The organism is Flavobacterium kayseriense, assembly GCF_014305095.1.
GTDB classification, from domain to species: domain Bacteria; phylum Bacteroidota; class Bacteroidia; order Flavobacteriales; family Flavobacteriaceae; genus Flavobacterium; species Flavobacterium kayseriense.
Genome location: NZ_JACRUI010000004.1, coordinates 332,298 through 346,013, shown reverse-complemented (window position 1 = coordinate 346,013; position 13,716 = coordinate 332,298). Strand labels below are relative to the sequence as shown.

The 13,716-nt window shown below is 34.6% G+C and carries 11 protein-coding genes and 3 tRNA genes; 7 read left to right on the top strand and 7 right to left on the bottom strand.

What is annotated here, in order from left to right:
- The first annotated feature begins 4 nt into the window (after window positions 1-4).
- Window positions 5-1,546 (top strand): acyl-CoA carboxylase subunit beta, encoded by a 1,542-nt coding sequence (locus H8R22_RS12830; RefSeq protein WP_187010789.1) that lies wholly within the window; start codon window positions 5-7, stop codon window positions 1,544-1,546.
- 764 nt (window positions 1,547-2,310) lie between these two features.
- A complete protein-coding gene (locus H8R22_RS12825) occupies window positions 2,311-3,315 on the top strand; it encodes an outer membrane beta-barrel protein (RefSeq protein ID WP_187010788.1) in 1,005 nt (334 codons plus the stop codon).
- A gap of 199 nt (window positions 3,316-3,514) precedes the next feature.
- Here H8R22_RS12825 and H8R22_RS12820 read toward each other — a convergent pair whose 3' ends face one another.
- The 5 genes from H8R22_RS12820 to H8R22_RS12800 form a co-directional block, all read right to left on the bottom strand.
- On the bottom strand, window positions 3,515-4,417 hold the full coding sequence (locus H8R22_RS12820; RefSeq protein WP_187010787.1) for an N-acetylmuramoyl-L-alanine amidase: 903 nt from the start codon (window positions 4,415-4,417) through the stop codon (window positions 3,515-3,517).
- Window positions 4,418-4,449: 32 nt separating this feature from the next.
- Entirely contained in the window at window positions 4,450-4,923 is a 474-nt protein-coding gene (locus H8R22_RS12815) for a hypothetical protein (protein WP_187010786.1), read from the bottom strand.
- A gap of 45 nt (window positions 4,924-4,968) precedes the next feature.
- Window positions 4,969-6,282: a 30S ribosomal protein S12 methylthiotransferase RimO gene (gene rimO / locus H8R22_RS12810; RefSeq protein WP_187010785.1), complete on the bottom strand. Its 1,314-nt coding sequence runs from the start codon at window positions 6,280-6,282 to the stop codon at window positions 4,969-4,971.
- 205 nt (window positions 6,283-6,487) lie between these two features.
- Window positions 6,488-8,068, bottom strand: a complete 1,581-nt coding sequence (locus H8R22_RS12805) for an OmpP1/FadL family transporter (protein WP_187010784.1) — start codon at window positions 8,066-8,068, stop codon at window positions 6,488-6,490.
- Window positions 8,069-8,112: 44 nt separating this feature from the next.
- Entirely contained in the window at window positions 8,113-9,144 is a 1,032-nt protein-coding gene (locus H8R22_RS12800; RefSeq protein WP_187010783.1) for a hypothetical protein, read from the bottom strand.
- A 101-nt stretch (window positions 9,145-9,245) separates the two neighbouring features.
- Between H8R22_RS12800 and proS the strand changes: the two genes are divergently transcribed.
- The 5 genes from proS to rpsT all read left to right on the top strand — a co-directional run bounded on the left by proS (window position 9,246) and on the right by rpsT (window position 11,387).
- Window positions 9,246-10,724, top strand: a complete 1,479-nt coding sequence (gene proS, locus H8R22_RS12795) for a proline--tRNA ligase (protein WP_187010782.1) — start codon at window positions 9,246-9,248, stop codon at window positions 10,722-10,724.
- Window positions 10,725-10,801: 77 nt separating this feature from the next.
- A tRNA-Glu gene (locus tag H8R22_RS12790) sits at window positions 10,802-10,873 on the top strand.
- A 45-nt stretch (window positions 10,874-10,918) separates the two neighbouring features.
- A tRNA-Glu gene (locus H8R22_RS12785) sits at window positions 10,919-10,990 on the top strand.
- A 41-nt stretch (window positions 10,991-11,031) separates the two neighbouring features.
- Window positions 11,032-11,103 (top strand) — tRNA-Glu (locus H8R22_RS12780).
- 32 nt (window positions 11,104-11,135) lie between these two features.
- Window positions 11,136-11,387, top strand: coding sequence for a 30S ribosomal protein S20 (rpsT, locus tag H8R22_RS12775; protein ID WP_187010781.1), 252 nt, complete (start codon window positions 11,136-11,138; stop codon window positions 11,385-11,387).
- A gap of 164 nt (window positions 11,388-11,551) precedes the next feature.
- Here rpsT and H8R22_RS12770 read toward each other — a convergent pair whose 3' ends face one another.
- Entirely contained in the window at window positions 11,552-11,953 is a 402-nt protein-coding gene (locus H8R22_RS12770) for a response regulator (RefSeq protein WP_187010780.1), read from the bottom strand.
- A gap of 2 nt (window positions 11,954-11,955) precedes the next feature.
- Window positions 11,956-13,668 carry a sensor histidine kinase gene (locus H8R22_RS12765; RefSeq protein WP_187010779.1) on the bottom strand — a complete coding sequence of 571 codons (1,713 nt, stop codon included), beginning with the start codon at window positions 13,666-13,668 and terminating at the stop codon, window positions 11,956-11,958.
- Window positions 13,669-13,716: the final 48 nt, after the last annotated feature.

Below are 13,716 nucleotides of genomic sequence, written 5' to 3'. Positions count from 1 at the left end.
TAAGATGAAAGATAAAATAGAAATATTAAACGATAAAATTGCTAAAGCCCATTTGAGTGGAGGTAAAAATAGAATTGAAAAGCAGCACCAAAAAAAGAAATTAACAGCAAGAGAACGGGTTAATTATTTAATGGATGAAGGGTCTTTTGAAGAAATTGGAATGCTAGTAACCCACCGTACCACTGACTTTGGTATGGAGAAAGAGCAGTACTATGGAGATGGTGTAATCACTGGTTACGGAACTATAAACGGCAGATTAGTCTATGTTTTTGCTCAAGATTTCACCGTTTTTGGAGGTGCGCTATCAGAAACGCATGCTGAGAAAATTTGCAAAGTTATGGACATGGCTGTCAAAATGGGAGCGCCAATGATTGGGCTAAACGATTCGGGTGGTGCTCGTATCCAAGAAGGCGTTCGCTCTCTAGGAGGTTACGCTGATATCTTTTATCGAAATGTGCAATCGAGTGGAGTAATTCCTCAAATTTCGGCTATCATGGGACCATGTGCTGGAGGAGCGGTATATTCTCCTGCAATGACTGATTTTACTATGATGGTCGAAGATACTAGTTATATGTTTGTAACGGGGCCTAACGTGGTGAAAACAGTAACAAACGAAACTGTAACTTCTGAAGAATTAGGGGGTGCTAGCACGCATTCTACAAAATCTGGTGTAGCGCATTGTACTTCGGCTAATGACATTGAGTGCCTTGAGGATGTGAAACGATTGTTGAGTTATTTACCACAAAGCAATAAAGAGACAACCCATAAACTACCTTACATACTCAATGATGAGGTTAGAGAACAACTAGAAAGTATTATTCCAGATAATCCAAATAAGCCATACGACATGCATAATGTTATAGCAGGGATTATCGATGAAGATTCTTTTTTTGAGATTCATAAAAATTATGCAGAGAATATCATTGTTGGTTTTGCAAGGTTAGGGGGTAGAAGTATTGGTATTGTAGCAAATCAGCCACTGTTTTTGGCAGGGTGTCTCGATGTAAATAGCTCTATCAAAGCGGCGCGATTTACTCGTTTTTGTGATGCATTTAATATTCCGCTACTTGTACTTGTGGACGTTCCTGGTTTTTTACCTGGAACAGATCAAGAATGGCAAGGAATTATTGTGCACGGTGCAAAATTATTATATGCATTAAGTGAAGCTACGGTGCCTAGAGTAACTTTGATTACGCGTAAAGCGTACGGAGGGGCTTATGATGTAATGAATTCTAAGCACATTGGCGCCGATATGAATTTTGCTTGGCCTACAGCTGAGATTGCTGTAATGGGGGCAAAAGGAGCATCAGAGATAATATTTAAGAAAGAGATTAGCGAAGCAGATGATCATGTGGCTAAATTAGCAGAAAAAGAAAAAGAGTACGCTGATTTGTTCGCTAATCCATACACTGCTGCACAACGTGGTTTTATTGATGAGGTTATATTGCCTCAAAATACAAGACGAAAACTGTTAAAAGCCTTTAGTATGTTAGAAAATAAGGAGAGTGTAGTACCAAACAGAAAACATGGTAATATCCCTTTATAAAATCTTAATTCACGATAGTTAATTTTTACTGTATTTATTTAACAGATTCTTACATCTGTTGCTTATGAGCCCGATACTGTATCGGGCTCTTTTTTTTATACTTATTTTATGTAATCTTTCTCCTTTCATAGGCTTGGATCCTATTTCTCCTGCATTTAAAAAATTTACACTGGAAAATTTTTATTCACCTTTAATTATAATAGCAAGTAGTTTTTACAATTAGGCTATTCATCAAAGTAATAAAATTGCTATATCTCTTGTACGTAAATTCTAATTTCACTCTTGTTTGTTAAAAAATTTAATTTTAATCTGTACCCCTATAAAAAAAGGGGGTGTGTATTTTTATTTAATATAAAAACACGATTTAATACTTTATTAGTGTTATTTTTTGATTATTATTTTTTATAAAGCAGGGGTGGTGGTGAATTTAGATGTGTGAATTTTTTAATTTTTAGTTATCTAAAATAGAGAATACTTATTTTTTTAGACGGTTTTTTACTTATCGATAATTCTTCTTCTTCAAAGTCAAAAAGGCTACTGTAAATTGTTCATCTACGATAAAAGTTAATAAATTCGTCCCAAGAAAATAAGTAGTCATTTATTGAAATAACTAATTTATTTGTTGAAAAAATACAATATTTATAAATAAAAATAACTAAAACGGCTTTTTTGATGTATATAAATCAATACTGTAATACAGGATACTACACTAACAAAAACCAATAATTAACCACAAAAACACCTAACAACTAACCAAACTAATTATGAAAAAAATAATAGTAACATTAGGATTTATTTTGACCGCCTCAATGACTTTTGCTCAGGATACACCCTTAGAAATTTCAGGATCAGCAGATGTGTATTACAAATATGATTTTTCTAAAACAGGGAATATTTTTACCAGCTTTGCCACAGATCAAAATTCAGTTTCTTTAGGGATGCTTGACATTGCGCTTAAAAAAACCACGGGTAAAACCTCATTTGTAGGTGAACTTTCATTTGGACCAAGAGGACAATTTCAATCTATTCCTAACGGTGATGGAGCTGATCTTAACTCTTTTCACATTCAAAACTTGTATGCGACATATGCTGCAACAGATAAATTAAGTTTTACAGCAGGTTACATGGGAACGTTTATTGGATATGAAGTAATTTCGCCATTAGCTAACTTTCACTATTCTACATCCTATTTATTTACGAGCGGACCTTTTCAAAATGCAGGAGTTAAACTGAACTATGCTATCTCTGATAAAGTGGGAATTATGGTTGGTGCTTTTAATGATTCTTGGAACTCCTACAAGGCAGATCCTATTAAAGGGCTTAATGCTTTTGGTGCGCAATTATCATTTGCTCCTACCGAGAGTGTTAGTGCTTATTTGAACTTTATGGATGGTTCTGTTAGTGGTACGATCGTCGATTTGACTGCCTCGTTTCAATTATCAGAGAAGTTTAAATTAGGTTTAAATGCAGCCGATTTTTCTAACGTGGGAGATGTGGGATATACAGGTGTTGCCTTGTATCCAGGGTATGATTTAAGCGATACTTTTTCTTTAGGTCTCCGAGGTGAATATTTTAAATACAAGCAAGGATCAGGTAATACGTCTCTAACAGCTTTGACACTATCGGCTAACTTAAAATCAGGAGCGCTTACATTTATTCCAGAAGTAAGATTAGATAATAACTCTGACAAAGTGTTTTTTGTTGACTCTAATTTAGTTCCTTCCTCATCAGCGGCTCAGATCTCACTAGCGCTTGTATATGGCTTTTAATAAGCTTGAAAGTTGCTGTGCTTTGCTTAGGACAGTACTCTGCTAATACCATAATTTTTTTTTTTTTGAACTGTCGAAATATTGTAAAGTAGCTCGGCAGTTTTTTTTTGTTATTGATTAGATATCAAAGTCTGTTAAAAGCAAAAAAAAACGTCTTATCATGTGGTAAGACGTTTTAAATTATACATTGTATACTTTTTTACATTTTTTGATAAATAGCATAGATGGTGTTAACTGTTTTTTCATCTAACGTTGCCGTAGTGTCAGTTTGGATATAATGTAGCTTGAAGGCTTTGATCGCTGCAGATAAATTTTTAGTGTCGTATCCTATGATTCGAAGTCCTAAAATAGGATCAAAATTTACTGGTGCTGGCAGGCCGCTATCATCTGCCCATAATCCAAATCCGTTTTCAGCTAGTATTTTCCATGGAAAAAGTACGCTTGGATCTGTCTTTCTAGTGGGAGCAATGTCAGAGTGTCCTATAATGTTTTGAACAGGAATATCGTATTGTTTTTTTAATTTGCTTAACAAAGCCATCAAACTAGTTATTTGTGCTTCCGAAAAAGGTTCGCTACCATTATTGTCTAATTCAATTCCTATAGAGGACGAATTGATATCAGTATCTCTTCCCCATGATCCTCTTCCTGCATGCCATGCTCTTAAATAATCATTTAGCATTTGTACTACATTTCCATTATCTGCAATAACGTAATGCGCACTTACTTGCGTTCTAGTTAGCGTAAATGTTTTTATGGTTTGCTGAATAGAATCTTGAGCAGTATGGTGAATAATGATGAAATTTGGTTTTCTTAGATTAAAATTTACCGTTCCAATCCATTCCGTTTTTATGCCGTTTTCTAAGTCTTTTGGATTCATTTTAGAAATCGTGTCCTTAAAAGTATAAAGTTGCTTCGTATACACATTGTCGATTCCTATAATTGTTTTCGTGACTATAGGTAAAGGTTCAGGCTCCTTGATAGATATAGCCTCTTTAAAAGTATTCAACTGGGTGTCGTACACTTTTTCACTGTCTTTATAGGGATTGGTGCTGCATGATACAATGGTTATTCCTAAAATCAAGAAATAAAAATATTTTTTCATAGGTGTTCAAATCTTATACGATGGAGAGTAAACTAGTCTTTTTTTCTTGATTTCTTTTTTTCTGACTTTTGTCTATCTGAAGGGCCTTTTGCTATAAACTCTTTGTATTTAGCCTTTTGGTCTTCGTTCAAAAATTCGTTTACTTTTCTATTTGTGGTTTCAGAGAGTGCTTGGAATTCCCTTGCTTTTTGCTCTTGATTGCTTTCGGATTTCATCAGCATACCTTGATCCCTAACACTTTCTATAAGTACATTAGATATTGCTATTTCTTGCAATTGATCCAATTGTAATTCCTTTTTCATACCTTCCATTATCTTACCTACAGTCACCTCTATAGGGATTTCTTTTGGCTTTGATGGGGTTTGATTCATCTGACTCATCTGGTTCATTTGATTACTCCTACCATTTCCGTATCCGTTTCCATAACCATTTCCATATTGAGCAGAAACGAAATTAAACGTCATTAAAAGTAATGCAGTGGTAACTATTGCTTGTATTTTCTTCATATTTATTAGTATTAAATAAGGTGTAAAATAAAGATGTCGAATAGGTTAGACTGGTTCTCCGTACAAATCAAATTCTGTCGCTTCGATAATTTTTATCATAGCAAATTCTCCTGTTTTAACATAGTGTTTTGAGGCGTCTATTAGCACTTCGTTATCTACATCTGGACTATCAAATTCTGTTCTACCCACGAAATGACCACCTTCTTTTCTGTCAATAATGCATTTAAATACTTGTCCAACTTTTTCTTGATTCAAATCCCATGAAATTTGAGATTGTAGTTCCATTATTTCATTAGCGCGATCTTGCTTTACATTATCAGGAACATCATCTTCCAGTAAATAAGCATGTGTGTTTTCTTCATGAGAATAGGCGAAACAGCCCATTCGGTCAAATTTCATTTCTTGTACCCAATCTTTCAATATATTAAAATCTTCTTGAGTTTCTCCAGGATATCCAACAATTAAAGTAGTACGAATTGCTATTCCAGGAACAGCAGCTCTAAAGTCCTTAAGTAATTTAGTAGTTTTAGCTTGAGTCGTTCCGCGGCGCATCGATTTTAAAACAGAGTCTGATATGTGTTGCAATGGAATATCAATATAATTACAAATTTTAGGCTCACGTTTCATTAGCTCTAAAACATCCATTGGAAAACCAGTAGGAAAGGCATAATGCAAACGAATCCATTCGATTCCTTCTACAGCAGCTAAATTTTCAAGTAACTCTGCGAGATTTCTTTTTTTGTATATATCTAAACCATAATAAGTCAAATCCTGAGCTATCAGGATTAATTCTTTTACACCATCTCTCGCTAAGCCTTCCGCTTCTTTAACTAATTTTTCAATGGATTGCGAGACGTGCTTTCCTCTCATTAATGGGATTGCACAAAAACTACAAGGTCTATCGCAACCTTCAGCAATTTTTAAATAAGCATAGTTTTTAGGAGTAGTTGTTAAACGTTCACCAAGCAATTCATGCTTGTAATCAGCACCTAATGCCTTTAACAGTTGAGGCAATTCGGTAGTTCCAAAAAACTGATCTACATTCGGAATTTCTTTTTCTAAATCTGGTCTGTAGCGTTCAGATAAGCATCCTGTTACGAAAACTTTGTCTACAAGTCCTCTTTCTTTTTTATCAGCATATTCCAATATCATATTCACTGATTCTGCTTTAGCATTATCAATAAATCCGCAAGTATTAATAACAATAATATTACCTTCACTTTCGGCAGGAGCTTCATGTTCAACTTCCTTGCCGCTAGCACGAAGTTGACCCATTAATACTTCACTGTCATATATGTTTTTAGAACACCCTAAGGTAATTACGTTGATTTTATTCTTTTTTAAAGACTTGGTTCTCATAGATTTGTAAATTGGAGTGCAAAATTACGCTTTTTTTATTTAAACAGCACTCGTTTCCTTTTATTTAGTTCCTTTTTATGGAGCTGATCCCGCTGTGCGCTGCAATCTCCCGAAAAAAAGCGGGAGGATTTTCACTGCCATCGGGGCTGAAAAAAACCGTCCCAATATTAAAATACGAGACGGTTCAAATAACTTTTTTATGGTTTTATAATTCGAATAATAAAGATACTGCGACTGTATTATTGATGTTATTTATTTGTGCACCATTCGTTAATCCTTGTGAGAAAAAACCTTGTTGCGAGTCTCTTTTAGCATAAGCATAAGATAAATCTAATTTAGTTGAACCAAAATTATACCCTAATCCTCCTGAATATCCTGTTAAGTCACCTACTGTAGTTTTGTTTTTATAAGGGCTTTGCTCGTATCGGTAACCTCCTCTAAGACTCAGTCTCTCAATTTTATATTCGGCTCCTATTCGTAGTTCACCTGTGTTTTGAAGTGTGTTGCTCATTTGTGAATTTAAACTACTTAAAAAAGAGTCATTGGTAGGTTTAAATTTGATATTGCTATAATCTTTGATAGCATAGTCAAGACTTATTAAACCAGATTTACCAAATACATAGGCTAAACTTCCAGTCACTTTGCTAGGTGTTTGTAACTTGTAAGGTTCGTAAACATTAAGGTATCTTGGGTCTACAACATCTGAATCTAAGGTCCCTGTGTTGTTACTACTTACTGCAATAAGACGCTGAGACAATTCATCGTTTACGCGGTACCAAGTAGATGACTCATACGTTAGACCCGCGCGTAACTCATTTGTAACTTTAGCTATAGCTCCTAATTGAAACGAAAAACCGCTTCCGTAAGTATATAAATCATTATTGAATTGTACTTGTGTAACTCTGTAATCAGAATTTAAAGCATTGGAGTTATCTTCATAAAACACACTAGATTGTCTAAAGTCAATAAAATGAGAGTTTAAATTAAGACCTATATAAAGTTTATCCTTGTAAGCAGTTGAGGCATTAAATGATAACTTACCATTATATCCTGAGGTTACTACAGTATTTTCCTGATAATAGTTTCCTCCTGGCGCAACACTTGATAAGTAGGTTGAATTGTTGTTGTTTGGATCTGCTGCATCAATTATAAAACCTTGATACCCCAAAAACGCTTGTTGAGCACCAAATCCAGAAAGGCCATTGTATTGATTATTAGGTAAATTTCTTCCTAGAAATGAGTATAAGTTGTTGATTGATTCTCCGTTTTGCAAGTTTACAAACTCCTGCGGTACAGGTGCGCCATTATTAGCATTATTAGCATAACTTAGAAAATAGTTTCCTATAGAATTTGTTGGGTTTACACCCGCTGAGAAAGTAGCGTTATCAAAATTGTTTGTGTTTTCAAAATTTAACCCTACTGCAATTTTTGTCCAGTTGCTTTGTGGGTTTTGACTTTTGAAAACAAAGACACCACCGGCTTGATTTAAATTCAAAGAGTTATTATTTTCAGTAGTGTTTGTTCCAAAATAATTAGAATTATTTTTCCTGTTAGTGCTATTAATCGTGAATCCTACTTGATTATTTGCGAAAACAGCTGATCCGGCAGGGTTAATTCCTATTGATGATAAGTCTCCTCCAAGTGCACCAAAAGCACCACTCATTGCATTAAAACGTGCAGTTCCGGTTAAATTATCTTGTGAATAACGCAGTGCATCTCTAATTTCCTGTGATTGTGTAAAACTAAAGCTTAGCCCAGTTAACAGTATGAATATTTGTTTTTTCATTTTTGAATTTTGTTTATGCCAATTTAAAAGAGATCATTTTATCTTCATCCTCTTCCACCAGAAGATCTTCCACTACTTGACCCACCAGATGATCTACCGCTACTTGATCCACTTGAGGATCTACCAGTATTTGATGATGGTGTATAAGTTCGATTCTGAGTTGAGTTGTTGGTAGGAGTGTAGGACCTATCTTGCCTAGTATTGTTAGTTCTTCCTTGAGTTGGACTGTTTGAATTTCTATTTTGACTTTCTCCTCTTCTAAAGATAGGAGTATTCGTTCTTGTGCCAGAATTAAAGGATCCATTTCTGGAATAAGTACTGTTGCTGTTACTTCTTCCATTGTAGGTTCTATTAATTTGACTGTTACTTGTTCTAGAATTGATATTTCTATTGGTATTTGAATTGTAATTCACAGACCCTCTTCTTCCAGTATTATTCGAATAATTTCTACCAATAATCTGATTTCCATAAATCTGATTTCCGAAATAAGGATTTCCGTAATAACTATTGTAGCCGTAGAAAGGACTGTTCCATCTTAATATTCCAAAACCAAATCCTCGGTAACCAAGTCCGAAAGGGGAGCCCCAGTTATACCCTGCACCGTAGTAGGGGTTGTTCCATCCAAATCCGCCATCAAAAAATGGAGAATTCCATCCAAACCCATTATTAAAATAAGGATTTCCCCAACCATTGTAGCCAAGACCCCATCCCATTCCAAAATTATTAGGATAAATAGTTATGTCTGTTTGTGTGTAATTACTTCCCCATCCTCCATAATTGTTTCCCACTCCGTCAGTATTATCTGGGTTGTCTTGGTAATCATTATAGTTGTCAATGTCCGTGAAAATTTCTGATGACTGACTTTCTTCCTGTAAGGAGCTGAAATAACTTTTGTATCGGTTATTTGAGTCATTTGGAACTTGTCTCTGTGTATTCTGATTCCCGGAGTCCCCATAAATACCATCACCGTAGTAAGAACTGTTTTGATAAGATCCACAGGATGCTATCAAAACACTTAAGACAATGATGAGACTAAAATTGGGCAGTTTAAGGAATGAAAAAGTATTTGTTTTCATATCTATTTCGTTTTTTATTGTTGCACATTACAAAAATAGTTAGTTTTGCGGAACTATTTAGTTAAAATAATTAAAACAAAATTTGTGCCAAACTATTCATTATGAGCAAGAACCTTACTACCCGATCAGAAGATTATTCAAAATGGTATAACGAACTGGTTGTCAAGGCTGATTTAGCCGAGAACTCAGGCGTTAGAGGCTGTATGGTTATCAAGCCTTACGGATATGCTATTTGGGAAAAAATGCAAGCAGAATTGGATAGAATGTTTAAAGAGACAGGACACCAAAATGCTTATTTTCCTTTATTCGTTCCTAAGAGTATGTTTGAAGCAGAAGAAAAAAATGCCGAGGGATTTGCAAAGGAGTGCGCTATTGTAACGCACTATAGGTTAAAAAATGATCCTGACAAACCAGGTAAATTAATGGTGGACCCAAATGCAAAATTAGAGGAGGAGTTAATTGTTCGACCTACAAGTGAAGCAATTATTTGGTCTACTTATAAAGGGTGGGTACAATCCTATAGAGATTTACCATTATTAATAAACCAATGGGCTAACGTTGTTCGCTGGGAAATGAGAACGCGTTTGTTTTTACGTACTGCAGAATTTTTATGGCAAGAAGGACACACGGCTCATGCAACTAGAGAAGAAGCAGTGGAGGAGTCAGAGAAAATGATGAACGTTTATGCTGATTTCGCTCAAAACTTTATGGCAATTCCGGTTGTCAAAGGTTTAAAGACAGAGACAGAGCGTTTTGCAGGTGCTGAAGAGACTTATTGCATCGAAGCATTGATGCAAGACGGAAAAGCATTGCAAGCAGGAACTTCTCACTTTTTAGGTCAAAATTTTGCTAAAGCGTTCGATGTGAAGTTTGCAAATGCCGAAGGGAAACAAGAATATGTATGGGGTACCTCGTGGGGGGTTTCTACTCGTTTGATGGGGGCTTTAGTCATGACGCACTCAGATGATCAAGGTTTAGTGTTACCGCCTAATTTAGCTCCAATTCAAGTTGTAATTGTTCCTATATACAAAACGGATGAACAGTTGTCTGAAATTGCAGCTGCGGTTTCTGTTTTGACAGCTGACTTAAGAAAATTAAATGTAACAGTGAAGTTTGACGATCGTACAACTCAAAAGCCTGGTTTTAAATTTGCAGAATGGGAATTAAAAGGGGTGCCGGTTCGTATCGCTGTTGGTCCAAAAGATTTAGAGAATGGAACTTTTGAAGTTGCAAGAAGAGATATTTTGACAAAAGAAATTAAGGAGAAGGAAGGTATTGCAATTTACATAAAAGAACTTTTGGAACAAATTCAGAATGATTTATTTGATAAAGCTTTGAGTTATCGAAATAATCATATTACTGAAGTGAATGATTTCGAAGAATTTAAACAAATTTTAGAAGATAAAGGTGGGTTTGTGTCAGCTCATTGGGATGGTACTGCAGCAACTGAGGAGAAGATAAAAGACATGACAAAAGCCACTATTCGTTGTATTCCTTTGGATGCTAAGGAAGAGGTGGGAACATGCGTGTTTACTGGGAATCCATCATCAAAAAGAGTGCTTTTTGCTAAAGCATATTAATTTTTTTGATTTTTTTTAGTTTAGGTATTGCACTTCTCGAAAATAGTTGTATTTTTGCATCCGCAATACAGAAGCAGGGCCCGTTCGTCTATCGGTTAGGACGCATGGTTTTCATCCATGTAAGAGCGGTTCGATTCCGCTACGGGCTACTATTTTTATTGTGTTGCAGTATTCCTGGACTTTAAAAGGAAAATGGCCCGTTCGTCTATCGGTTAGGACGCATGGTTTTCATCCATGTAAGAGCGGTTCGATTCCGCTACGGGCTACAATTTCAATCGCTGGATTGATAAAAACTTAGAGGAATGATGGTCCGTTCGTCTAGGGGTTAGGACGCCAAGATTTCGTCTTGGTAACAGGGGTTCGATTCCCTTACGGACTACTAAAATTAGTAAAAGATAAAAATATAATAAAATGGCAAATCATAAGTCAGCTCTAAAGAGAATCAGAAGTAACGAAAAGAGAAGAGTATTAAACAGATACCAGCATAAAACTACTCGTAATGCTATTAAAGCATTAAGAATAGCAACTGATAAGGTAGATGCTACTGCAAAATTGTCAAACGTTATATCAATGATTGATAAATTAGCTAAGAAAAACATCATTCATGATAATAAAGCTTCAAACTTAAAATCAAAGTTGACTAAATTTGTTGCAAAATTGTAAAACTTTGTTTTGATCTTAATACTAAAAAAACCTCCTATATTAGGAGGTTTTTTTGTTTTATATAATTATTTATGAAAGCGCCTCTTTAGCCAAGTTTTTGATTGTGAAAAAAATATCGGCTCTCAACTGTAAATAGTATATTTGAGAGCCGATTGTAATAATTCTTACGATTTTGTGTTAATGTATTCAAGCATAGTTAAAGTAATTGGTTTAGATAAAAAGTCTAATACCATAGGGTATGTTTGTGATTTTTCTAAATCTTTGGGGTCAATCGTGGAGGTTAGGACAACTACTTTGATACTGTGAAACCTATTATACTTTGGTGCGTTAAAGGCGTCTAAGAATTCCCATCCACCCATTACAGGCATGTTTAAATCTAGAAAAATCATCTCAGGTAATTCAATTTTGCTTAAATCAACATCTAGTAAATCATCAAAATATTGCAGTGCTTTTTCTCCATTTTGAGCAGTGATTATTTCTTTAGAAAATAGGCTTTTCATGATTACTTTTTTACAAAGCATTAGCGTTATCGGGTCATCATCTATACATAAGATACGATCTAACATATTTATTTGTTTTTGAATGTTAACGTAAAAGTGGTTCCTTTGTTCACTTCACTTTTAATACTTATGGTTCCTGCCATAGCCTCAACTTGTGATTTTACTAAATATAGTCCCAGTCCTTTGCTGTCAGGATAATCATGAAAACGCTGGTAAAGTCCAAAAACTTTGTCCTTATTTCTGTCTAGATCTATTCCTATTCCGTTATCAGTAAAGGTAAGTATCGTTTTGTCTTTTAATTGGTTTGCTTCTATCGCTATTTCTAGAGTTTTATCAGCGCACTTGTATTTGATTGCGTTTGTTAGAAGATTTAGTAAGATACTCTCTATGTAAGGTTTGTTCATTCTTATAGAAGGCACATCTGCTAAGTTAATATTTAAAATAGGTTGTTCTGCTTCGATTTGAAACGAAAGTTGATTGCATACATTTTTAAAAACATCTTCAAGTAAAACATCTTCTTTTTGAACTGCGCTTTTGTCTTTAATGATCATTACTTTGGTCAAATCGTTTATCGTTTCGTTTAACAGGTTTGTGGATTTTTGAAATCCACCAAGAATTTCTGCTAACTCTGGATCGTCAATTGGTATGTCATCGATTAGATTAAGGAGTCCTGTTAAGTTTGAAACTGGTGCTCTTAAATTGTGCGATGTGATGTAAGAGAATTGTTTTAAGTCTTTATTGTTTTGGGTGAGCTCATTAATAAGATGTTCTTTTTCTTTTTCTTGCTTTTTTTCTTCAGAAACATCTTTTTGCATGGATACCCAATGAGTAAGTTCATGTTCTGAGTTATATATTGGTATCATAGAAAAACGTAACCAAAATTCTTCTTTGTTTTTACGAGTAGATAGTGTTTCAATTAGAGTTTCTTGCCTGCTATGTAATGTTTTCAGGATCTTATACATTGCGCTAAAACTAGCTTTCTGTCCTTGAAATAAATCAGGAGTCTTGCCAATAACTTCGTGTGACTCGAAACCAGTCATTGATGTATATGCAGGATTAGCGTAAACGATTTTTGGAAGTTTATGGTTGTCAAAATCTGCTTCCGTGATAATTATAGATTCTTTTGTTTGTACAATAACCGTTTCTAATAATTTCAACCTTAGTTCTTCTTCCTTTTGTTTTGTTATGTCTTGAATAGCACCTATCATTCTTACTGCCTTACCGTTTTCGTCTTTAAGTAAAAAACCTCTATCTAGTACGTATTTATAGGTGTTGTCTGCACATTTAAATCGGTATTCATCCTGCCATTTTTCTGTTTTTTGTTCAAGAAACGAATATAGTTTGATAGACATTTTTATACTGTCTTCCGGGTGGATATTTTCAAACCACCAATTAGAGCCGTTTCCTACTTCGTTTTCTCCGTATCCATAAACCGCTTGAATTCCTTTACTCCAGATCATTTGATCTTCCTCGATTTTCCAATCCCATATTGTATCACTAGTGGCTTTAGCGACAATGTCGTATTTATCGTTAGATTCCTTGAAGTCTTCGTTGATTTGTTTTAGTTGGTTGAAATAAATGGTACTTCTTTTGTCATTCTTAGTAAGAATGTATCTAAATATTAAGCCTGTTGTTAATACAAGTATAGCGTCTTTTATGAAGTTAAAGTAAGGGTAATTTTCTGTTTGGTAGTAGCTTAATGAAAACTTATAAAATATTATAACTACGAACAAGGCTGTAAGTAGGTAAATTATAATAATTTGGTTGGTTTTATTTTTCATTACTCAAATATAATTAAATATTGTTAATAACAAACGGCAAAATCTAAC